Source organism: Rhodobacteraceae bacterium M382 (genome assembly GCA_025141015.1).
Taxonomy (GTDB): domain Bacteria; phylum Pseudomonadota; class Alphaproteobacteria; order Rhodobacterales; family Rhodobacteraceae; genus Aliisedimentitalea; species Aliisedimentitalea scapharcae.
The window spans coordinates 1,721,350-1,742,685 of sequence record CP081098.1 but is presented as its reverse complement, the minus strand read 5'-3'; the positions used below and the strand labels follow the sequence as shown (position 1 = coordinate 1,742,685).

The 21,336-nt window shown below is 59.1% G+C and carries 18 protein-coding genes; 4 read left to right on the top strand and 14 right to left on the bottom strand.

Features of this window, described 5'->3' with window-relative positions:
* Positions 1-337 precede the first annotated feature (337 nt).
* The 7 genes from K3727_07970 to K3727_07940 all read right to left on the bottom strand — a co-directional run bounded on the left by K3727_07970 (position 338) and on the right by K3727_07940 (position 7,008).
* Positions 338-688 (bottom strand): H-type lectin domain-containing protein, encoded by a 351-nt coding sequence (locus K3727_07970; protein UWQ92704.1) that lies wholly within the window; start codon positions 686-688, stop codon positions 338-340.
* 115 nt (positions 689-803) lie between these two features.
* The gene (locus K3727_07965) at positions 804-1,211 is read right to left on the bottom strand and encodes a F0F1 ATP synthase subunit epsilon (protein UWQ92703.1); all 408 of its coding nucleotides are present in this window, start codon (positions 1,209-1,211) and stop codon (positions 804-806) included.
* 11 nt (positions 1,212-1,222) lie between these two features.
* Entirely contained in the window at positions 1,223-2,647 is a 1,425-nt protein-coding gene (gene atpD / locus K3727_07960; protein UWQ92702.1) for a F0F1 ATP synthase subunit beta, read from the bottom strand.
* A 20-nt stretch (positions 2,648-2,667) separates the two neighbouring features.
* Positions 2,668-3,543 carry a F0F1 ATP synthase subunit gamma gene (locus tag K3727_07955; GenBank protein ID UWQ92701.1) on the bottom strand — a complete coding sequence of 292 codons (876 nt, stop codon included), beginning with the start codon at positions 3,541-3,543 and terminating at the stop codon, positions 2,668-2,670.
* 14 nt (positions 3,544-3,557) lie between these two features.
* Complete coding sequence (atpA, locus tag K3727_07950) at positions 3,558-5,096, bottom strand: F0F1 ATP synthase subunit alpha (GenBank protein ID UWQ92700.1); 1,539 nt, start codon at positions 5,094-5,096, stop codon at positions 3,558-3,560.
* Positions 5,097-5,657, bottom strand: coding sequence for a F0F1 ATP synthase subunit delta (locus K3727_07945; GenBank protein UWQ92699.1), 561 nt, complete (start codon positions 5,655-5,657; stop codon positions 5,097-5,099).
* A 604-nt stretch (positions 5,658-6,261) separates the two neighbouring features.
* Positions 6,262-7,008 carry a methyltransferase domain-containing protein gene (locus tag K3727_07940; GenBank protein ID UWQ92698.1) on the bottom strand — a complete coding sequence of 249 codons (747 nt, stop codon included), beginning with the start codon at positions 7,006-7,008 and terminating at the stop codon, positions 6,262-6,264.
* 61 nt (positions 7,009-7,069) lie between these two features.
* Between K3727_07940 and gloB the strand changes: the two genes are divergently transcribed.
* The 3 genes from gloB to K3727_07925 all read left to right on the top strand — a co-directional run bounded on the left by gloB (position 7,070) and on the right by K3727_07925 (position 11,327).
* The gene (gene gloB / locus K3727_07935; GenBank protein ID UWQ93311.1) at positions 7,070-7,837 is read left to right on the top strand and encodes a hydroxyacylglutathione hydrolase; all 768 of its coding nucleotides are present in this window, start codon (positions 7,070-7,072) and stop codon (positions 7,835-7,837) included.
* A gap of 179 nt (positions 7,838-8,016) precedes the next feature.
* Positions 8,017-10,344 (top strand): ATP-dependent Clp protease ATP-binding subunit ClpA, encoded by a 2,328-nt coding sequence (gene clpA / locus K3727_07930; GenBank protein UWQ92697.1) that lies wholly within the window; start codon positions 8,017-8,019, stop codon positions 10,342-10,344.
* Complete coding sequence (locus K3727_07925; GenBank protein ID UWQ92696.1) at positions 10,344-11,327, top strand: M23 family metallopeptidase; 984 nt, start codon at positions 10,344-10,346, stop codon at positions 11,325-11,327. The genes clpA and K3727_07925 overlap by 1 nt, the downstream gene beginning before the upstream one ends.
* 185 nt (positions 11,328-11,512) lie before the next feature.
* Here K3727_07925 and K3727_07920 read toward each other — a convergent pair whose 3' ends face one another.
* The 3 genes from K3727_07920 to K3727_07910 form a co-directional block, all read right to left on the bottom strand.
* Positions 11,513-13,909: a peptidoglycan -binding protein gene (locus K3727_07920; protein ID UWQ92695.1), complete on the bottom strand. Its 2,397-nt coding sequence runs from the start codon at positions 13,907-13,909 to the stop codon at positions 11,513-11,515.
* Between the two features lie 3 nt (positions 13,910-13,912).
* A complete protein-coding gene (locus K3727_07915; protein ID UWQ92694.1) occupies positions 13,913-15,112 on the bottom strand; it encodes a biopolymer transporter ExbB in 1,200 nt (399 codons plus the stop codon).
* 74 nt (positions 15,113-15,186) lie between these two features.
* A complete protein-coding gene (locus tag K3727_07910) occupies positions 15,187-15,729 on the bottom strand; it encodes a gamma-glutamylcyclotransferase (GenBank protein UWQ92693.1) in 543 nt (180 codons plus the stop codon).
* Positions 15,730-15,795: 66 nt separating this feature from the next.
* Here K3727_07910 and K3727_07905 point away from each other — a divergent pair, with 66 nt between their 5' ends.
* Complete coding sequence (locus tag K3727_07905; GenBank protein UWQ92692.1) at positions 15,796-16,797, top strand: DUF2125 domain-containing protein; 1,002 nt, start codon at positions 15,796-15,798, stop codon at positions 16,795-16,797.
* A 6-nt stretch (positions 16,798-16,803) separates the two neighbouring features.
* Here K3727_07905 and K3727_07900 read toward each other — a convergent pair whose 3' ends face one another.
* The 4 genes from K3727_07900 to K3727_07885 all read right to left on the bottom strand — a co-directional run bounded on the left by K3727_07900 (position 16,804) and on the right by K3727_07885 (position 21,249).
* The gene (locus K3727_07900) at positions 16,804-17,721 is read right to left on the bottom strand and encodes an extensin family protein (protein UWQ92691.1); all 918 of its coding nucleotides are present in this window, start codon (positions 17,719-17,721) and stop codon (positions 16,804-16,806) included.
* Positions 17,718-18,641 carry a prephenate/arogenate dehydrogenase family protein gene (locus tag K3727_07895; protein UWQ92690.1) on the bottom strand — a complete coding sequence of 308 codons (924 nt, stop codon included), beginning with the start codon at positions 18,639-18,641 and terminating at the stop codon, positions 17,718-17,720. The genes K3727_07900 and K3727_07895 overlap by 4 nt, the downstream gene beginning before the upstream one ends.
* Positions 18,638-19,726 carry a histidinol-phosphate transaminase gene (gene hisC, locus K3727_07890; GenBank protein ID UWQ92689.1) on the bottom strand — a complete coding sequence of 363 codons (1,089 nt, stop codon included), beginning with the start codon at positions 19,724-19,726 and terminating at the stop codon, positions 18,638-18,640. Before hisC ends, K3727_07895 begins: the two co-directional genes overlap by 4 nt.
* A 98-nt stretch (positions 19,727-19,824) precedes the next feature.
* The gene (locus tag K3727_07885; GenBank protein ID UWQ92688.1) at positions 19,825-21,249 is read right to left on the bottom strand and encodes an aminotransferase class V-fold PLP-dependent enzyme; all 1,425 of its coding nucleotides are present in this window, start codon (positions 21,247-21,249) and stop codon (positions 19,825-19,827) included.
* Positions 21,250-21,336: the final 87 nt, after the last annotated feature.

The following is a 21,336-nucleotide window of genomic DNA, read 5'->3' as shown; positions in this document are numbered from 1 at the left end:
TATCTGGCGATCTGCGGCACGGGGATTCTGGGGCTGGCGACACGCCACACGCCCAAGGCGGGCCCAAACAGGGATCATCTGATCCCGTTCAGCGCCCGACGCCCGGATCGCCGGGTCAGGCGCGCAACGCCGACCCTGCAAGGACAGCCCAACAGATCCCCCGCTTTGACTGAGCCAGCCATCCGTCAAAACGCACAACGTCCATTTGCTGAATTGTCATAGCGACCCCGGAAAGGACATACCTGCCAAAAATCTTGTCATGCGAACCGCCCACCGCTCCTGTAGGAGTTCGGGTCGTGGCAGAATTCGCAAAAGGCAGCGCGTCACCGGTAGATGTTCAATACACATCCCAATCATCGGAAAAGGGAAGTTCGCCAATAGCAATCCAAGAACAGCGCAGCCGTGCCACCCGACTGTCATGCCAGGTTCGGAACACGATTTCGAACCCGGTTTCAGTAATGTTCTGGGCCACCAATTCGGCCCGAATGGCTGCTTCCGTATCCATGTCCCATAGCGAAATTGCGACCTGCACCGCAGGCGGCGTGGCGAATTTTTCATCAAACTTAATTGATTTGACCCGCTCGCGTGGACCATCGCCGGTCCACATTGGACCATTGTCTACATAGTCGGCAAAAACTTCGACGTCGCCCTGGGCAATACCAGTACGCGGATTGCGCAATCTCTTCATACTCAGTCCTCTTATACCCAGCTATTGCGGAAAATCGCCAAAAATCAATGTACAAAACGCGAAAAGACCCCGCTGTTGCAGCGGGGTCCTGTCTTTTTTCAACACCGTCGGACGATCAGGTTTTGGCCTGAAGCCCCAACTCGGCGGCCATGGCCGCGATGTCGGTGACCTGTTTGGCCAACGCATCCAGCATTTCGGGCGTCGCGTTGTCGCGGGCGTTCACGGCGTCGGTGACAAAGCTGTCCAGGATATCCTGGGTCACTTCGGCAACCGGCAAAGCACGTTCGGCCAGAACCGACAGGCTTTCCCCGATTTCCGCAAATCCACCGGTAACGGCGTATTTTTCGGTTCCCTGGGCACCTTCCACAGTCAGAATACCTGGACGCAGAGTGGTGATCAGCGGCGCGTGATTGGGCATCGCTGTCAGGTCACCATCGGCACCCGGGATCTGGACCGCGGTCACCTGAAGCGAAGCAAGGCTCCGCTCCGGGCTGACCAGGTCGAATTGCATGGTATCAGCCATAAGGGCCCTCCTTAGGCCGCTTCAGCAGCCATTTTTTCGGCTTTTGCGATCACTTCGTCGATGCCGCCAACCATGTAGAAGGCTGCTTCGGGAAGGTGATCGTATTCGCCAGCCACAACGGCCTTGAACGACGCGATGGTGTCTTCCAGAGGAACCTGTTTGCCGTCTGCGCCGGTAAAGACCTTTGCAACGTCAAATGGCTGGCTCAGGAAGCGTTCGATCTTACGCGCACGGGCAACGGCCAGTTTGTCTTCTTCCGACAGTTCGTCCATGCCCAGAATGGCGATGATGTCCTGCAGGGATTTGTAACGCTGCAGGATCTGCTGAACGTCGGTTGCAACGGTATAGTGTTCGTCACCGATGACCAGCGGGTCCAGAAGACGCGATGTCGAACCCAGCGGATCCACGGCAGGGTAGATACCCTTTTCCGAAATCGCACGGTCCAGAACGGTTGTCGCATCGAGGTGCGCAAACGATGTCGCAGGTGCAGGGTCGGTCAAGTCATCCGCAGGAACATACACGGCCTGAACCGATGTAATCGAACCGTTTTTGGTCGACGAAATCCGTTCCTGCATGGCACCCATGTCGGTGGCCAGTGTCGGCTGATAGCCCACAGCCGAAGGAATACGACCCAGCAGAGCCGAAACTTCGGAACCGGCCTGAGTGAAGCGGAAGATGTTGTCCACAAAGAACAGAACGTCCGAACCGGTGTCATCGCGGAACTGTTCCGCCAGGGTCAGACCCGACAGAGCAACACGCATACGGGCACCTGGAGGTTCGTTCATCTGACCGTAAACCAGGGAAATTTTCGATTCCGACAGGTTATCGGGAACGATAACACCGGATTCGATCATCTCGTGGTACAGGTCGTTCCCTTCACGGGTCCGCTCACCAACACCCGCGAACACGGACACGCCCGAGTGCACTTTTGCGATGTTGTTGATCAGTTCCATGATCAGAACGGTTTTACCAACGCCGGCACCGCCGAACAGACCAATTTTACCACCCTTGGTGTAGGGGGCCAGCAGGTCGATGACCTTGATGCCGGTGGTCAGGATTTCGGTTGCGGTCGACTGGTCGGCAAACGAAGGTGCTTCGCCGTGGATGGCGCGGCTACCCGTGCTTTCGACTGGACCCTTTTCATCAACCGGTTCGCCGATGACGTTCAGGATGCGGCCCAGAGTACCGGTCCCGACAGGCACCGAGATCGGAGCGCCGGTGTCGGTCACAACGGCGCCACGCACCAGACCTTCGGTCGCATCCATCGCGATGGTACGGACTGTGTTTTCGCCCAGGTGCTGAGCAACTTCCAGCACCAGGTTCTTACCATTGTTGGTTGTGTTCAGAGCGTTCAGAATTTCCGGCAGGGAATCTTCGAACTGAACGTCTACAACGGCGCCAATCACCTGGGTGATTTTGCCTTTTGCATTAGCCATGTTTCGTCTCCGGTTGTCTTTTAGAGCGCCTCAGCGCCCGAAATGATTTCAATCAGCTCGTTGGTGATGACGGCCTGACGCGAACGGTTGTATTCGATTGTCAGCTTGTCGATCATCTCGCCCGCATTGCGGGTCGCATTGTCCATCGCGCTCATCCGGGCACCCTGTTCGGATGCGCCATTTTCCAGCAGGGCGGAAAAGATCTGGGTCGCGACACCACGAGGCAGCAGATCGGCCAGAATGGCCTCTTCGCTGGGCTCGTAATCGTAAACCGATCCGCCTTCCACGCCTTCCGAAGCGTCAAACGACGCCGGAATGATCTGCTTCGCTGTGGGCACCTGGGTCACAACGTTGACGAATTCCGCATAGAAAATCGTTGCAACGTCGAATTCACCAGCATCAAAGCGGTTCAGAACGTCCCGCGCGATGTCCTGCGCATTGGCATAACCCAAGCGCTTGACTTCGGAGAGATCCACGTGGCCGACATAGGCGTCACCCAAATCGCGTTTCAGACTGTCACGGCCTTTTTTACCGACAGTCAGAACTTTGACTGTCTTGCCCGCAGCGCGCAGCGCTTCGGCCTTTTGGCGTGCCAGTTTGGCGATGTTGGCGTTGAAGCCGCCGCAAAGGCCGCGCTCGGAGGTCATGACGACCAGCAGTTGAACCTGATCGCTCCCGGTGCCGCGAAGCAACAGGGGCGCAGAGTCGCTGCCGCCGACCGAAGCGGCCAGCCCCGCCATGACGGCATTGAACCGTTTGGCATAGGGGCGTGCCTCTTCTGCAGACTCTTGGGCGCGACGCAGTTTTGCGGCCGCGACCATCTGCATGGCCTTGGTGATCTTGCGGGTCGATTTGACCGACTCGATCCTGTTTTTAAGGTCCTTAAGACTCGGCATTGCCTAGTCCCCCCTTAAGCGAAATTAGCGGCGAATTCGTCCAGCGCAGCTTTGATCTTATCCTCGGCGTCGCCTTTGATCTTGGGATCTTCATTGGTGATGAAGTCCAGCAGATCCTGATGCTTGCCACGCAGATGCGCCAGCAGGCCAGCCTCGTAACGGCCAACTGCCTTGACGTCGATCTTGTCCAGATACCCTTTGGTACCGGCAAAGATCACGCAGACGATTTCAGCGTTGGTCAGCGGCGAATACTGAGGCTGTTTCATCAGTTCGGTCAGACGGGCGCCACGGTTCAGCAACTGCTGAGTGGAGGCATCCAGGTCGGAGCCGAACTGAGCAAAGGCCGCCATTTCGCGGTACTGAGCCAGTTCCAGTTTCACCGGACCGGCAACCGATTTCATCGCGTTTGTCTGAGCCGACGAGCCCACACGCGAAACCGACAGACCGGTGTTCACAGCAGGGCGGATACCCTGGTAGAACAATTCGGTTTCCAGGAAGATCTGACCGTCGGTGATCGAAATCACGTTGGTTGGAATAAACGCCGAAACGTCACCACCCTGGGTTTCAATGATCGGCAGAGCGGTCAACGAGCCATTGCCGCTGTCGTCACCCAGTTTTGCGGACCGTTCCAGCAGGCGGGAGTGGAGATAGAAAACGTCACCAGGATAGGCTTCACGTCCGGGCGGACGACGCAGCAACAAGGACATCTGACGATAGGACACGGCCTGTTTGGACAGGTCATCATAGATGATCAGCGCGTGGCGGCCATTGTCACGGAAGAATTCGGCCATCGCTGTTGCCGAATAGGGGGCCAGAAACTGCATCGGAGCCGGGTCGGACGCGGTCGCGGCCACAACGATGGAATACTCCATCGCACCGGTTTCTTCCAGCTTCTTCACCAGCTGAGCAACTGTCGAACGCTTCTGACCGATCGCGACATAAACGCAATACAGTTTCTTGCCTTCATCGTCGCCAGCGGCTTCGTTGTAGGATTTCTGGTTCAGGATCGCGTCCAGAGCAACGGCGGTCTTACCGGTCTGACGGTCCCCGATGATCAATTCCCGCTGGCCACGGCCGATTGGGATCATGGCGTCAACCGACTTCAGACCGGTTGCCATCGGTTCGTGAACCGATTTACGCGGGATAATGCCCGGCGCTTTGACGTCTGCAACGCCACGCTCCGAAGATTCGATGGGACCTTTGCCGTCCAGGGGGTTGCCCAGGCCGTCAACAACGCGACCCAGCAGACCGTTGCCGACTGGCACGTCCACGATCGAGTTGGTGCGCTTGACCGTGTCACCTTCTTTGATGTCGCGGTCAGATCCGAAGATAACCACACCGACGTTGTCGTTTTCCAGGTTCAGGGCCATGCCCATGATGCCACCCGGGAATTCGACCATTTCACCGGCCTGAACATTGTCGAGACCGTACACGCGGGCGATACCGTCGCCGACGCTCAGCACGCGACCGATTTCGGCCACTTCTGCTTCCTGACCAAAGTTCTTGATCTGGTCTTTCAGGATTGCAGAAATCTCTGCAGCTTGGATACCCATTTATCCGACCTCTTTCATTGCATTCTGGAGGGAGTTGAGCTTGGAGCGGATCGAGCTATCGATCATCTTCGAGCCCACCTTAACGACAAGACCGCCAATGATGGATTCATCGACGGTCGCATTGATGGTGACAGTCTTGCCAACACGCTCGGCCAGTGTTTTGGCCAGCTTGTCGGCTTGGGTCTTGGTCAGGGCCTTCGCCGACGTCACTTCGGCGACCACTTCACCACGTTCCTCGGCCAGCATGTCGCCAAGGACGGCAATAAGCTGAGGAACAACAAACAGACGGCGTTTTTGCGCCATCAGAGCCAGCGATTGCTGCATCACAGGTGCCAGGCTCATCTTATTGGCAATGGCCGAGATGGAGGCCTGCTGCTCGTCGCGCGAAATCAGCGGAGAGGTGATCAGGGACCGCAGGTCTGCGCTGTCAGCCAAAGCAGTGCCCAAGTCGGCAATGCTGGTTTCAAGACCATCAAGGTTCTTGTTCTCTTTGGCGATCTCAAAGATCGCAGTGGCATAGCGCTTGGCAATGCCTGCGGAAATCGAAGCTGGTTCGGACACGTCCACCCTTCCGATATTTGGCCCCGGTTGGCGCCAATACGGCGTGTCCGGGGGCGTGAGTCAGCCCCGCCATTGCGGCAGGGCGTTAAAATCAGCGTGGATGTAGCAGTTCGGGACCCCGCTATCAACTGTCTATAGCGTTAACAGGTAATCAATGAAATTGTTTTATTTCAATATCTTAACTCAACTGCGACCGTTTGCACCTGATTGGGCAGTTGAAAAATGTTACCAAATTGCAGGTTTTGGCGATTCCTCGCTCTGGATTCTGGGTGAAATTTGGTCTCGAATGTCGAAACCGACAGATTGGGGTCGGACTTCGTCACAGTTGGTATCGGACACCATTGGAACCCGGAAACTCGGGGCGCCACCCCGGTCTCTTTTCGCTTTGCGAAAGGCGTCAGGACACAGACCAGTCTGACCAAACGGCATTCCGTCGCCACGCCAGTTGTTTTCAATCTGCACCGACGACCGGCGGCGGAGGCCCTGGGAAAATGTTGAAACCTGGGTCAGAGAAAACAGGCGTCTCGCCCGGCCATCGTGCAAAACATCGGGGCGGCCTAACACTCTGGTTCTGGCAGCCTCCCTTCCGGCGGCAGTGTCCGGGTCAGATCGGCTTGGGAACGGGGTTGGACAACCCCTCGAGAATTCGGATCCGGGCGCGGGCCTTGTCCTTGGTGACCAGCCCACCTGTCGGGTTTACCCGTTTGGACACCTCGATCAGAAAGACGCCGCCCGCCAGCATAGCAGGCAGATACCGACCTGTTCTTTCAAACAGCGGTCCGGCCTTGAGCCAGCTGCGTCTGGCCGACGGCAGCTGATACAACGTTGCCGCATGGCGTTCGATAGTAAAGTGATGGTCACGCAGCTGAGCTTCGACCTGACCCAATGTATACGGTCGCCCATACCCAAACGGCGTCTTGTCCGACCGTGACCACAAACCGGCCCGGTTCGGCACCACGAATATCGCCCGTCCGCCCGGCCCCAGCGCCCGCCAGCATTCGTCCAGCAACCGGGCTGGCCGATCCGAGGTCTCCAGCCCATGCATGACCACCAGCCGATCCACATGTCCGGTTTCCACGGGCCACAGGGTCTCTTCGCACAGCACGGAAACATTGGGCATCCCCGCAGGCCATTGCATCACACCCTGTGGGGCAGGCATCAGCGCGATGACCCGACGTGCTTCCGCCAGATACGGGCGTAACAGTGGCGCGGCAAAGCCGAAACCCGCGACCGTCTGCCCCTGAGCCGTCGGCCACATCCGGAGCAGCCGACCCCGAATAGAAGCCTGCGCAGCGCGGCCCAGCGTGCTACGATAATAAAAATTCCTCAGGTCCTGCACATCAAGATGCATTGCGGGTGCCTGCTCCTTGGGCCAAGCTGGGGGCAGTTTAGCAATGATGAGCCGAATGACCATGCCCCTTGAGATCCTGACGATCCCCTGCCTGAGCGATAATTATGCATTTCTGGCCCATGATGCCAGTACTGGCGACACCGCTCTTATTGATGCGCCCGAAGCGGGACCAATCCTGACCGCCCTGGCCGACCGGGGTTGGACCCTCAGCCACGTGCTGTTGACCCACCACCACTGGGACCACATCGACGCATTGCCCGAGATCCTGGCGGCCCACCCCGCCCAAGTCGTTGGAGCGGATGCAGATGCACACCGCCTGCCACCTTTGGATCTGGCCGTGGTCGAAGGCGACAGCTTTTCCATCGGTGGAGAAACGGTGCAGGTTCTGGATGTTTCGGGCCATACCATTGGCCATCTCGCCTTTTACATGCCTGCCAGCAAAGCCGTGTTTACCGCCGACAGCCTGATGGCGCTGGGATGCGGGCGCCTGTTCGAAGGCACGCCGCGGCAAATGTGGCAGTCGCTGTCAAAGCTGGCCGCCCTGCCCGACGACACAATTGTCTATTCCGGGCATGAATACACCGAAGCCAACGCCCGGTTTGCCGAAACCATCGAACCCGGCAACCCTGACTTGCAGTCCCGTATCGTCGCTATCGCCCGGGCCCGCGCCGCAGGCGAGGCAACAGTGCCATCGACGCTGGCGCTGGAAAAAGCGACAAACCCGTTCTTGCGTGCGCAGTCACAAGAAATTCAACAGGTATTGAACCTGCAAGGTGCTGATTTGGAAGATGTTTTTACAGAAGTGCGTAAGCGCAAGGACATCTTTTGATCACCCTCGACGCTTGCAACATTGTTTCCCTCACAACAAATGTGTGGGAAAAATGAAAGAAAAGCCTTGAAGCCAGGCGTCGATCAACCAAACTCTAACACTATGAGGTCATGGTTGGTTCCGGGGGGAACCGACACGCGCGAATCCCCCGGCCGACCCAATACGGAAGGAGCATGCACGTGCCTTCATTCTCGAGCACACTGGAACAGGCCATTCACGCCGCGCTGGCGCTGGCGAATGAGCGACGCCATGAATTTGCAACGCTGGAACATCTGCTTTTGGCTCTGCTGGACGAACCCGATGCCGCGCGCGTCATGCGGGCCTGTTCGGTCGATTTGACCGAATTGCGATCGAACTTACTCGATTTCGTCAACGAAGAGCTGGCCAATCTGGTCACCGATATTGACGGATCCGAAGCCGTGCCCACCGCTGCCTTTCAGCGGGTGATCCAACGCGCTGCGATCCACGTCCAAAGTTCGGGTCGCACCGAGGTCACCGGAGCAAATGTATTGGTGGCGATCTTTGCCGAACGCGAAAGCGATGCCGCCTATTTGCTGCAGGATCAGGAAATGACGCGGTATGACGCGGTCAACTTTATTGCCCATGGCGTGGCCAAGGATCCCGCATTTGGCGAGGCGCGACCTGTGTCCGGTGCCGAAGATCAGGAAGATGAAATGCAGGCCACACCCGTACAGGAGGGCGAGGCCAAGGAAAGCGCGTTGTCGAAATATTGCGTCGACCTGAACGCCAAATCGCGCGAGGGCGATATTGACCCGCTGATCGGCCGGGACGAAGAGGTCGAACGCTGCATTCAGGTGCTGTGCCGTCGGCGCAAGAATAACCCGCTGCTGGTGGGCGACCCGGGTGTCGGCAAGACCGCTATCGCCGAAGGGCTGGCACGCAAGATCGTTGCCGGGGAAATTCCCACCGTTCTGTCGGAAACCACGATCTATTCGCTCGACATGGGGGCATTGCTGGCTGGCACCCGCTATCGCGGTGATTTCGAAGAGCGGCTGAAGGCGGTCGTCACCGAATTGGAAGACCACCCGGACGCAGTGCTGTTCATCGACGAAATTCACACCGTGATCGGAGCCGGGGCGACGTCGGGCGGTGCCATGGACGCGTCAAATCTGCTGAAGCCTGCTTTGCAGGGCGGCAAGCTGCGCACAATGGGGTCGACCACCTACAAGGAGTTCCGCCAGCACTTTGAAAAGGACCGCGCCCTGGCACGACGCTTCCAGAAGATCGACGTCAACGAACCCTCGGTCGAGGATAGCGTCAAGATCTTGCGCGGCCTGAAACCCTATTTCGAAGAGCATCACGGCATCAAATTCACCTCGGACGCGATCAAGACCGCGGTCGAACTGGCCGCACGCTATATCAATGACCGAAAACTGCCCGACAAGGCGATTGATGTCATCGACGAGGCCGGTGCTGCTCAGCATCTGGTCCCCGAAAGCAAGCGACGCAAGACCATCGGGGTCAAGGAAATCGAATCCGTCGTGGCCAAGATTGCCCGCATCCCGCCGAAAAACGTCTCCAAGGACGATGCTGAGGTGCTCAAGGACCTGGAGCGCTCGCTGAAACGTGTGGTATTTGGCCAGGATGACGCGATTGGTGCGCTTTCCAGTGCCATCAAGCTTGCCCGCGCGGGCCTGCGAGAACCGGAAAAACCCATTGGGAACTATCTGTTCGCCGGGCCGACAGGCGTGGGCAAAACAGAGGTCGCCAAACAGCTGGCAGACATTCTGGGCGTGGAAATGCTGCGCTTTGATATGTCGGAATACATGGAGAAACATGCCGTCTCCCGCCTGATCGGTGCCCCTCCTGGCTATGTCGGGTTTGACCAGGGCGGGATGCTGACCGATGGCGTCGATCAGCACCCCCATTGCGTGCTTTTGCTTGACGAGATCGAAAAGGCGCACCCGGATGTCTACAATATCCTGTTGCAGGTGATGGATCATGGGGAACTGACGGACCACAACGGCCGCACTGTCAGCTTCCGTAACGTGGTACTGATCATGACCTCGAATGCCGGGGCCAGCGAACAGGCCAAGGCCGCCATCGGGTTCGGGCGCGACCGACGCGAGGGCGAAGATACGGCAGCCATCGAACGCACCTTTACCCCTGAGTTCCGAAATCGTCTGGACGCCGTGATCAGCTTTGCGCCACTGCCCAAGGATGTGATCCTCCAGGTGGTCGAGAAGTTCGTTCTTCAGTTGGAGGCGCAGCTTCTGGATCGCAATGTGTCGATCGAACTGACCCGACCGGCTGCAGAATGGATTGCCGACAAAGGGTATGACGACAAGATGGGTGCGCGACCGCTCAGCCGTGTCATCCAGGAGCATATCAAAAAGCCGCTCGCCGAAGAGTTGCTGTTTGGCAAGCTGGCAAAAGGTGGGCTGGTCAAGGTCGCGGTCAAGGACGGCAAGCTGGATCTCAGCATCGAAGGTCCGGAAAGTCCTCGGATCTCGGGGGACAAGCCACCGCTTCTGACCGCTGATTGATGCGTCTGGTTGTATCACTGTGTAGTTTGCTTCTGTCGCTCGCAGCCCCCGTGGCCGCGAGCGATTTTCGTCTCGACCAACCGATAGAATGCACATTGGATGACGATTGCTATATCCAGCAATTCGTCGATCATGACCCCGGTCCCGGTGCCATGGACTTCCGCTGTGGCACACTCAGCTATGACGGTCATACAGGGACAGATTATGCCCTGCCCTATCTGACGGACATGACGCGCGGCGTGACCATAGTCGCCGCGGCACCCGGCGTCGTCCGTGCCCTGCGCGACGGTATGCCGGATCAAATCGTGAATGCCGCCAACCGCCATCTGGTCAAGGATAAAGGGTGCGGCAATGGAGTCGCCCTAGTGCATGCTGACGGCTGGGAAACCCAATACTGCCATCTCAAACGCGGCTCGATCTTGGTCGAACAGGGCCAGCAGGTTACCGCAGGCACGGCGCTGGGACAGGTCGGATTGTCCGGCAACACCCAGTTTCCGCACCTGGAACTTGTGGTGCGCCGTAATGGCAAGATTGTGGACCCCTTTGCCCCCGCATCCCCGTCGACCCGGTCAGACACCGGCTGTTCGCGGTCAGGTCCCCACCTGTGGAAGGACCTCCCCCACTATACACCAGGCGGCCTGATCGGCGCAGGGTTCGCCAATAAACTTCCCACCTATGACGACATCAAATCCGGACGCGCAAATCAGATCACTCTCACAGAAACCGATGACGCGCTGGTGCTGTGGGGATATGCTTATGGAGGTCAAGCCGGAGATATTTTACGACTGACCATCGATGGGCCAGACGGACCATTTGCCAGCCATGTGGCACAGCTGGAAAAATCAAAGGCTCAGTTCTTTCGCGCCACAGGCAAGCGCCGCAGGGTCGATGTCTGGCCCGCCGGGCGCTACCTCGGATCGGTCACCATGACACGCAACGGAACCCTGATTGACCGAACAGAGGTTACCCTGACCCTGCCCTAAAGGTCTTGCGCCCCACCCGAATCCAGGTTGGACGCACACCCCTCCCGATTTGCACAGACCCAACCACCTGCGCCCGCCGCGTTTGGCCAGACGTCAGGCTGGCCAAACGCGGCCCGGCCCAACGGGTTTGGATGCATGTCAATGCAGACCAACCTGGCGGGAGCCCCCCCAGCCAGCCTTCGCAGTTATTTTTCGGTCAGCTTCAATTCGATCCGGCGGTTCTGAGCCCGCGCCTGTGCGGTGTCCGACGGGTTGATCGGTTGATATTCCCCAAAACCGTTGGCCGACAGACGTTCGGGCGGAATGCCCAGCCATTCGACCATGAACCGGACCACCGAAAGCGCGCGACCCTGGCTCAGCTCCCAATTGTCCGCAAATTTTGCATGCCCCACCAGCGGCGTATTGTCTGTGTGCCCATCCACGCGGATCACCCAATCAATACCTTCTGGAATCTCATCAGCAACGCCGCGCAGAATTCCCGCGATTTTGGCAATCTCGACTTCGCCTTCCACGGACAGCTCGGCCCCGCCCGGTGGAAACAGCACTTCGGACGAGAACACAAACCGGTCCCCCTGAATGCGAACCCCTTCCTGGTTGCCCAACACCTCACGCAACCGTCCAAAAAACTCTGAACGATAGCGCTCCAGATCTTTCTTTTCTTCGGCCAATGCCTTGGCTTCGGCCTCCAGCGCCAATGCCTCCGCCTCCAGCCGTTTGCGATCCGCCTCTTCCAGGATCCTCCGCTTGCGTTCTTCGGATGCAGCCCGGGCCAAAGCGGTATTCAGATCCTGCCCCAATGTCTGCAACTGCACACGCGCCGAAACATCCCGTTCCTTGTAGTCATCCAGAAGGGCTTGCAAGCTGCCCAACTGAGATCTCAGCGCTGCGACCTGCTGGTTCAACAGCGCTGTTTGGCGCTGTGCCTCTGACGCGACTTCCTGTTCCTCAGCCAATGCCGCCCGCGCTTGGGCCAGCAAAACAGCCCGCTGTTCGGCCAGGCTCAAATTTCCGGTTGCCGCGGTTTCGGCTGTCTCCTGCGCCGCAAGCGCGGCGGCCAGCCGAGATTGCAACACGTCGTTTTCTGATGCTGCGGCCTGGGCACGTTCCAGCGAATCCAATGCGGCCAGCAACCGTTCTTCGACGCTGGCCCGATCTGCCGCCGTGGCGCTGGCCGAATTGCGCACATTTTCCAGCTCGGATTTTGTCGCAGCCAATTCCGCACCCAACCGTGACCGGGTGGCGTCGGCTTCGGCCTGAACAGCGGCCAACCGATCCCGCAACGCGCGTTCGGCGGCGTCAGCCTCGGCCAGGGCACCGGCCAGTTCGGCTTCCAACGACGCCCGCGCGGCGGCATGATCCACCTGAACCTGCGCCAACCGTTCTTCGTATTGGGATTGGGTCTGAACTGTTACGGCCTGTTGCCGTGCCAGCTCCGCCTCCAGCGCATCACGGGTTTGCGCTGCATCTGCACGCGCCGCGGTGAGTTGCGCTGACAGGTCATCGCGGGTTTGAGTGGCATCCCTGCGCACCCGATTAAGCTCGACCTCCAACGCTGAGATCTTCTGGGCGGTTTCCGACTGGCGGGTTTCCATCTGAGACAGAACCCGGGTCAGCCGTTCGGCCAACTCATCGCGGTCCGACAATTGTGCCTGCGCTGCGTCGATCTGAGACAACAGGTCGGACAGGCGCGCGTGCAACGCGTCTTCTGCCGCCTTGGACGCCGCCAGAAGGGTCAGCGTATCTTCGGCCTCTTGCCGTTGCGCTTCGAGCGCGAGAGTCATGGCTGTCAGCTCGGCATCCGCATTTGTCAGCTTGTCTCGCAACGCCTCGGCTGCGGCAGCTTCAGCCAGGCGCGCCGCCTGTTCGGCCGTCAGATCTTCCTGCAAGGCCTCCAGTCGGGCCTGGCGTTCGGACAATTGGCTTTCCTGTGTCTCGCTCTGGTTTTGCAGATCCGCAATCAACGCCTCCATTGCCTCTCGCTTGGCCGCTGCCAGGCGGGCCTGTTCAACCTGCACGTCGATTTCTGATCGGCTTTGTGCCAGAGCCAGATTCAGTGAATCGCGTTCACCTTCCAACGCGGAACGAGCGGTTTCGAGATCTTCGCGCTGTTGCTGCAATGCCGCGATGCTGTCGCGTGCGGTAGTTTGATCAGCCAAAAGCACCACCACCTGGGCTTCAAAATCGGTGATCTGGCTGCGCGCCGTTTCCAATGCCTCGGCCTGGCGATCCCGTTCTCCGGTCAAGGCCGCGATCAGTGTGCTCTGATCCTGCAATTGGCTCCGGGCCTGATCCAGGTCGCTTTGTGTCGTGTTCAACGTCGTGTTCAGCGCGCCCAGCCGGGCCTCCAGCTGATTGCTCTCGCGTTCTTCCAACCCCAGCGCGCTGGCCAATGCGCTGACCTCGGCGGACAGTTCGTCCAATTCGCTTTCCTGTCCGGTAATGGTCTCCTGCAGCACGAACTGAACCACCATAAAGATGGTCAGTACGAACATCAGGACCAGCAACAGACCGGTCATCGCATCCACGAACCCGGGCCAAATCGACCCCTGGAACCTTTGCCCGGTGCGTCGTGACAGCGCCATGGGTTACAATCCGCTGCTATCTGGATCGGGCGGTGTCTGGGATTGTCGTCCTCGGCCACGTGGCACCGACATCGCCTTGACCAAAAGATCTATATCCTTGCGCAATTCTGCCAGGCTCTCTTGGCGACCGGCCGAAATCTCTTCCAGAATGCGCAGCATCTGGACATCGATTGACCGCAGACGCATCCTGCTTTCGGCATCCAACCCTTCGTTCTGGGGCTGGTTGCGCAGCAATTCGATCAGCCGTTCCTGACCCACGGCAACCCGCTCCAGACCCAGCTGCACCCCTTCGTTCTGTTCCTGACGTTCATTCATACGTCCAATGGATTCGACCAGATCGGTCAACCGATGGTTCACGGCATCCCGCCCTTCGGCGGATTGGACGAACATGTGACGCAGGGCATCCATCTGTTCGGTCATGTGATCCAAAACTTCGGTCACGACTCCAGACTCGCCTGCGCCTTCCTCGCCTGAGGAAAATGACACCCGGGTAATCGAACTCAGCCATTCTTCAAGCTCGCGATAGAACCGGTTCTGACCATGTCCGGCAAACAGCTCGAGCAACCCCAGCAACAATGACCCGGCAAGCCCCAGCAACGACGATGCAAACGCAACGCCCATGCCGCCCAACTGGGCCTCCAACCCGGTCATCAGCCGGTTGAACACCGCCAACCCACCTTCGCCTTCCTGGGGGGCCAGGCTGCGAATGGTATCAACCACCGCCGGAACAGTGGTGGCCAAACCATAGAAGGTGCCCAGCAGACCCAGAAAGATGAGAAGGTTGACGATATACCGCGTGATTTCACGCTCTTCATCAATCCGGGTAGCAACGGAATCCAGGATCGAACGGGTCGAAGTGGAATTCAGCTGCATCCGCGCCCCGCGCGATCTGAGCAGCGACGCAAGAGGTGCCAGCAATTGCGGTGGCAGATTGGAGTGGTCGGTTTCCCCGCTGGCAAAGCGTTCGATCCACCGCACCGACACCATCAGTTGGCGAACCTGCCAGAAACAGGCCAGCAAGCCGATGACAAACACCAGGACGATGAACCCGTTCAACCACAGGTTGGCTTCAAAAACCGGAAGCACGCTCGGCAATGCGAGAAAGGCCCCGCCCCCGGCCAGCCCAAAGGAGATCGTCATCAGGACAACCTGACGGATCGGTTGCGTGAACTGGGGCCTGGTTTTTTGGTCTGGCTGCGCCATGCGCTCAGCTCCTGACGCTGTAACTGCTCATTGAGGCCAGAGGTTACCCGCATTAACCTCAAAGAGCCAAGAGTTTATGCCGTATTTACAGAGGTAAGCGCCCGGACCCGCGCCATCAGCCAATCCAGATCCGGATCGCTCAACCCGATCTCGGCCAGATGCTCGGCCGTGTTATACAGGTATTCCGTATTGGGTCCACGCCCGCCAACAGCCGTAGCAATGATATGCGCCTGTTCTTCCAATGGCATTCCGCCACAGTATTGTTCGTGATGCGGGTCAATCACATAGGTAACCGCAGTAACCACGTTGCCATTGTCCAGCTGAACGTCCAGATCGCGTTCAACATAGGCTGACGAAATCAGCTCCCGTTCGCGCAGGTCTGCGAGGGTCTGTTCCTCGTGCCCGGCGGCAACCGCCAAGGCCAATCCTTTGCAATGGGCATCGGCCACTTCGTCGAGCGCCAAAACCAGACCCGGGTCAGTTTCAGTACCGCGATGATGGATCGACGTCATGCAAAATGACCGCGCAAACCCATGCAGCCGCGCCACTTCGCGCCGCGCCACTGGAAAGCCGGGGTTCCACAAAAGCGACCCATATCCAAATACCCACATCGTCATCTTGCTGGTCCTTCTAGGTTTCGCCCTATAAACAGCAAAAAACCTTTGGGCAAAAGGGGCGCGAGCATGATCCGACTGGGAAAACTTTGTGTTGCGATGGCCATCCTGTGGTCACTCTATTGGGTTGCGGCCGGATATGGGCTGCGTGGCGGCCTTCAAGGTTGGTTCACAACCCAGGAAAACAAGGGATGGCAGGCTGAATATGCCGAGATGTCAGGCCATGGCTATCCGCTGCGCCATGTCACCCGGATCGAACATCCGGTGTTGGCGGACCCGGTGACCGGCGTTGCCTGGCGGGCGGATTGGCTCAGCCTGGACAGCCCGGCGATCTGGCCCGGACGCCAAACGATGCGATTTGCACAAACGCCCCAGCTGCTCAGCTATTTTGACCAGACGGTGACCATTTTGGCCCAGGACATGATGGCGCAATTGTCTCTGGCACCGGGGCTGGCCCTGGAGTTGGAAGATCTGGCTTTGACAGCAGATGACTGGTCCATTCGTCAGGGGCAATCCACGGTCACTGCGGCCCAGACGCTGCATTTGCAGATGCAACAACTGGCCCCCCCACAGGATTACGCCATTGACCTGACGGCCCAGGGGTTCCAGCCCGGAACCAAGATCCGAACTCTGATGGGGTCGGACGACCGACTGCCTGATCGGTTCGATGCGTTGACCTTGCAGGCGACGATCACGTTTGACCGCCCATGGGACCGTACCGCTCTGGAGACCGCACGCCCCCAACCCCGCGCGATTTCCCTGAAACAGATTGACGCCCATTGGGGTGTATTGCGCATCCGCGCGACCGGTGAACTGCAGGTGGATGATCAGGGTGTGCCAACCGGCGCGATCATGCTGAAGGCCGAAAATTGGCGGGATATGCTGCGGATGGCGGAAACCGCAGGTGCGCTGCCTGCGCGGGCCGTTGAACCCGCCGAACGCGTGCTGGGCATGATGGCCGGGCTGGGTGGCAACCCAAATACGCTGGATGTGCAGCTGAATTTTCGCGACGGATATGTCGCGCTGGGGCCACTGCCGTTGGGACCTGCACCACGTCTGATCCTGCGCTGATCTGATCTATCGGCAGTAAGGTCCACCGCGATGACGGGCCGTATCCAGATGAAAATGATCCTGATGGTATCGGTCGGCCTTGGGGCCCAGAACCGTGCCAAAGGGGCCGCAGGCCCGATCATGGATCTTGCTGAGCATCCGCCGGGTCGTGCCTTCGCGCCACCCTTTGAGAACGGTGATGACCTCGCCGTCCTTCATGGTAAAGGCCGAGATGTCGATGGCCTTGCCCTTGCCATGCTCTGAAATCTTGCCACCGGGTTGGTTGTTGCGGGTGCGGCAGGAATAATGCGCGGCAACACGCATCGACACCACAGGTCCGCGCCGTTTGAACGTCGGCTTGACCGCATTGTCGACCCAGGTTTTGACCGCTGCGGCGGTTTCGCAATCCATAATCGCCCCTTGGCTGAGCGCAACCCCGGACACAGATGTTACCCGAACTGCGTCCTTGACCCCGCACCCGTTCAGCTTACCGGGAACCCGTCCGACCGCTTCGCCCTTGATGTCAGGGTCCTTGCAGACGGATCCCTTCATCTTGCGCTTGCGCGTGAACAACCCGGCCTGCTCTACAGCCTCCGGGCGTAAATTGGGACGCGGCGACTGGCTAAGCCCGCTGCGCGGGTCCGCAATCAATGGTGTCGCTGCGGGTGTCCCGGCTGCGTGGCGGCTCACAACGGCCACGTCATCCGACACTGGGGCCGCAGCTACAGATGCTGCCAAAACCGGGTCCCGATCGCCGGGTCGCACCACCGGTCGGATCGGAACTGCCGCCGGGGCAAGCGGCGATCCACCGCTGGTGAAGATGGTCAGGACCGGACGATCCCCGCGGTCCTGAGGGCGCAGGGACGTTTCCGGTGCTGCCGCGGCCAAAGGCAGCGCCGCCAGAGCGACCGCAAGGGACACGGCGTATGCCCCAACGCGCGTCATGGTTTGGCGTGCTCCCGGCCAAAGTTCGGAGCGTCGGTGTCCTGGCCCGCCTCGATAATGCCACGTCGGATTGCCCGGGTGTGGGTGAAATAGTCGAACAGATGGTCGCCATCTCCGGTGCGGATCGCCCGCTGCAGGGCAAACAGTTCTTCGGTGAACCGCCCCAGGATCTCCAGGGTCGCGTCCTTGTTCGTCAGGAACACATCGCGCCACATGGTCGGGTCCGAGGCCGCAATCCGAGTGAAATCCCGAAAACCGGCGGCAGAGTATTTGATCACTTCGCTGTCGGTCACCCGACGCAGGTCATCGGCAACCCCCACCATCGTATAGGCAATCAGGTGCGGCGCATGGCTGGTCACGGCCAGAACCAGGTCATGGTGGTCGGCTTCCATTTCTTCGACATTGGCACCCATGCCTTCCCACAAGCCGCGCAACGCGGCAACGGCCTTGGGGTCAGAGTTTTCCACCGGCACCAGCAGACACCAACGATTGTCATACAACTCGGCAAAGCCTGCCTCGGGCCCGGAATGTTCGGTGCCTGCCAACGGGTGGGCTGGGACGAAATGCACGCCTTCTGGAATATGCGGCTGCACGGTTTCGATCACATGACGTTTGACCGACCCGACATCGGAAATCGTTGCGCCGGGTTTCAACACCGGAGCGATTTCTTTTATCACCGATTCCATGGCACCCACGGGAACACACAAGACCACCAGGTCGGCACCTTCCGCTGCCTCGGCGGCGCTGTTGCAGACACGGTCGCACAATCCGATCCGACGCGCCGTATCACGGGTTTCGGAACTGCGGGCATAGCCCGTGACTTCGCCGACCAGCCCTGCCCGTTTGATCGCCCAAAACATCGACGACGCAATCAGGCCCAACCCGATCAAAGCCACACGGTCGTAAATCTGCTTGCTCATGCCCCTGCCCCATTCTTGAAATCCCGGACTGCCTGCGCCACACGGCGGCAGGAGTCTGTGTCTCCGACGGTGATCCGCAACGCGGTCGGCAGATTGTATCCGGCCACGCGGCGCACGATCAGCCCCTGAGATTGAAGATAGAGATCACAGGCTTCGGCTTCGGCCTGGCTGGAGAACCGGGCGAGAATGAAATTGGTACAAGAGGTATCCGATGCCACCCCGACTTCGGCCAATGCATCGGCCAGCCATGTCCGCCATTTGGCGTTTTCGGCCCGGCAGTGATCCACGTAATCGGTGTCGCGAACCGAGGCTTCGGCCCCGGCCAACGCGGTTGCAGACACATTAAATGGTCCCCGCACCCGATTCAGCACATCAATGAGCGCGCGCGGCCCATAGCCCCAGCCGATCCGCGCTCCGCCCAATCCGTAGATTTTCGAAAACGTCCGGGTCATCACCACATTGTCACGTGCGTTGATCACGGCCGCGCCGGCATCAAACCCTTCGACATATTCGGCATAGGCCCCGTCCAGCACCAACAGTGCTCCTTTGGGTAGACCATCGGCCAGACGGGCCACTTCGGCCTCGCTGATCATCGTGCCGGTCGGGTTGTTGGGATTGGCGATGAAAACCAGTTTGGTGCGCTCGGTGCACCCAGCCAAAAGCGCGGTCACATCCGTTACACGTTCATTTTCGCGCACTTCGACAGGCGTCGCACCGGCGGCCAACGCGCTGATGCGGTACATTGCGAACCCATGTTCGGTATACAGCACCTCGTCTCCGGGACCGGCAAAACACTGGCACAGAAAAGCGATGATTTCGTCGCTGCCTGCGCCACAGATGATGCGGTCCGGGTCCAATCCGTGCACGTCGCCAATCGCCTGGCGCAGCGCCATATGATCAGAGCTGGGATAACGATGCATCTTGGCCGCCTCATCCTGCATCGCCGAAACGGCGCGCGGGCTGGGACCAATAGGGTTTTCGTTCGAGCTGAGCTTGACCACATTGGTCACGCCCGCCACATGCGCTGCCCCACCCTGATACAGGGCGATATCCATGATTCCGGGCTGCGGTACGATTTTCGTCATCTGTCTGGGCTCCTTCACGAAAGCCCTTCTAGGACGCAAATGCCACGGTGGGAACAGGTTTTACGCCAATGCGCTGCGTTTTGGCGCGGTACGCTGTGTCAGGCGGCCATCGCCGTGAACCGTGCAGTCGCCGGATCAACGGCGTATTGGGGAATGTAATCATGCACTTTGGCGGCCAAATCAGCGACGCTGTGCAAAATGAAGTCCACGGTTGAATCGTCCATCAGATACGAGAAATTCAGCCGCACCCACCCCGGCTTGCGCAGTTCCAGCCCCGCCAACAGATCTTGATGCAACGTCTGCGATTCCGCCTGATCAATCCCCAAAAGACGGTGTGCATAGGGCCCCGCACAGGCACAACCGCCACGCGCCTGGATGCCATAGATATCGCTCAGCATTCGGGTAAAGAGCTGTTGGTGCACCGGGTTGCCGTCCTGGTCTTGGACCTGAAAGGAAAAAATCGGCAATCGCAGTGCGGTCCGGTGGCCCAGAACCTGAATCTGTGGATTGTCGCCCCATACCGCCCAGGCCCTGGCCGCGAACCTGTGTTCACGCTCGGCTATCGTGTCCTGCCCCACGGCCTCCTTGACCAAAAAGGCCAATGCAGCGCGGATGTCACCGACCACATTCGGCGTACCCGCCTCTTCACGCGTGGCCAGATCGTCGGAATACGCATGATCCCAGGGCGAGACAAAACTGACAGTTCCACCTCCGGGCCAACTGGGCGAGGTGCGCCGCACGATATTGCGGTTCACCACCAAAACTCCCGAAGCCCCCGGCCCACCGGGGAATTTATGCGGCGACACCACAATGGCATCCTTTGGTTCGGCCCCATTGCCGCCCATGTCCATTGGCAGATACGGCCCGCCTCCGGCATAGTCCCAGACCGCCAGCGCGCCGTGATCATGCAACAATCGCGTCACCGGATCAGGATCAGTGATGATCCCGGTCACATTTGAAGCCGCTGAAAAGCTGCCGATTTTGAGGTCGCTGTGCGCGTGAGTCTTCAACGCCTGTTCCAGCGCGTCCAAGTCCACTCCGCCATCCTGCGCCTCAGGGATTTCGATCACCTGCGCCCCACTTTCGCGCCATGGCAGAATGTTGGAGTGATGTTCGTACGGGCCCAGAAACACCACCGGCTGGTCAGCCTTATCGATCCCCATCAAACTGACCAGCCGGTTCAAGCCCGCCGTGGCACCAGACCCGGCAAAAATCACCGCGTCCTCCTCCTGTGCGCCAACAAGGCGGGCGATCTCGGTCCGCGCCGACCGGCGCAACCGAGTGATGTAAGAGCCGCAAAACGACGCTTCGGTGTGACTGTTGGCATAGAACGGCAAAATCTGCTCCATGACGAATTCTTCAACCGGACGCATGGCGCGTCCAGATGCCACGTAATCGGCATAGACCATAGGCACATTCCCGTTCAGGCCGGGAATCATGCTACCTTCGCCAATAACACTGTGGCGCAGCTCATCCTTGGCAACCATGGTTTGGAGGCGGGTTTTAAAAGCGTTCAAAGGCATAGCGGGTCTCCGATTTGATGACCCAAATCTGACACCTTGTTTGTGCAATTTGTTAATCGATTTTTGGTGTTTTTCGCCATAATTTGT

Excerpts from the sequence above, each read along its gene's own strand:
- K3727_07970 (UWQ92704.1), bottom strand. The coding sequence starts at position 688 with ATGAAGAGATTGCGCAATCCGCGTACTGGTATTGCCCAGGGCGACGTC.
- K3727_07900 (UWQ92691.1), bottom strand. The coding sequence starts at position 17,721 with ATGACGCGCGTTGGGGCATACGCCGTGTCCCTTGCGGTCGCTCTGGCG.
- K3727_07895 (UWQ92690.1), bottom strand. The coding sequence starts at position 18,641 with ATGAGCAAGCAGATTTACGACCGTGTGGCTTTGATCGGGTTGGGCCTG.
- K3727_07915 (UWQ92694.1), bottom strand. The coding sequence starts at position 15,112 with ATGGCGCAGCCAGACCAAAAAACCAGGCCCCAGTTCACGCAACCGATC.
- K3727_07910 (UWQ92693.1), bottom strand. The coding sequence starts at position 15,729 with ATGACGATGTGGGTATTTGGATATGGGTCGCTTTTGTGGAACCCCGGC.
- hisC (UWQ92689.1), bottom strand. The coding sequence starts at position 19,726 with ATGACGAAAATCGTACCGCAGCCCGGAATCATGGATATCGCCCTGTAT.
- atpA (UWQ92700.1), bottom strand. The coding sequence starts at position 5,096 with ATGGGTATCCAAGCTGCAGAGATTTCTGCAATCCTGAAAGACCAGATC.
- K3727_07925 (UWQ92696.1), top strand. The coding sequence starts at position 10,344 with ATGCGTCTGGTTGTATCACTGTGTAGTTTGCTTCTGTCGCTCGCAGCC.
- K3727_07920 (UWQ92695.1), bottom strand. The coding sequence starts at position 13,909 with ATGGCGCTGTCACGACGCACCGGGCAAAGGTTCCAGGGGTCGATTTGG.
- K3727_07965 (UWQ92703.1), bottom strand. The coding sequence starts at position 1,211 with ATGGCTGATACCATGCAATTCGACCTGGTCAGCCCGGAGCGGAGCCTT.
- atpD (UWQ92702.1), bottom strand. The coding sequence starts at position 2,647 with ATGGCTAATGCAAAAGGCAAAATCACCCAGGTGATTGGCGCCGTTGTA.
- K3727_07940 (UWQ92698.1), bottom strand. The coding sequence starts at position 7,008 with ATGCATCTTGATGTGCAGGACCTGAGGAATTTTTATTATCGTAGCACG.
- K3727_07885 (UWQ92688.1), bottom strand. The coding sequence starts at position 21,249 with ATGCCTTTGAACGCTTTTAAAACCCGCCTCCAAACCATGGTTGCCAAG.
- K3727_07905 (UWQ92692.1), top strand. The coding sequence starts at position 15,796 with ATGATCCGACTGGGAAAACTTTGTGTTGCGATGGCCATCCTGTGGTCA.
- K3727_07955 (UWQ92701.1), bottom strand. The coding sequence starts at position 3,543 with ATGCCGAGTCTTAAGGACCTTAAAAACAGGATCGAGTCGGTCAAATCG.
- gloB (UWQ93311.1), top strand. The coding sequence starts at position 7,070 with ATGCCCCTTGAGATCCTGACGATCCCCTGCCTGAGCGATAATTATGCA.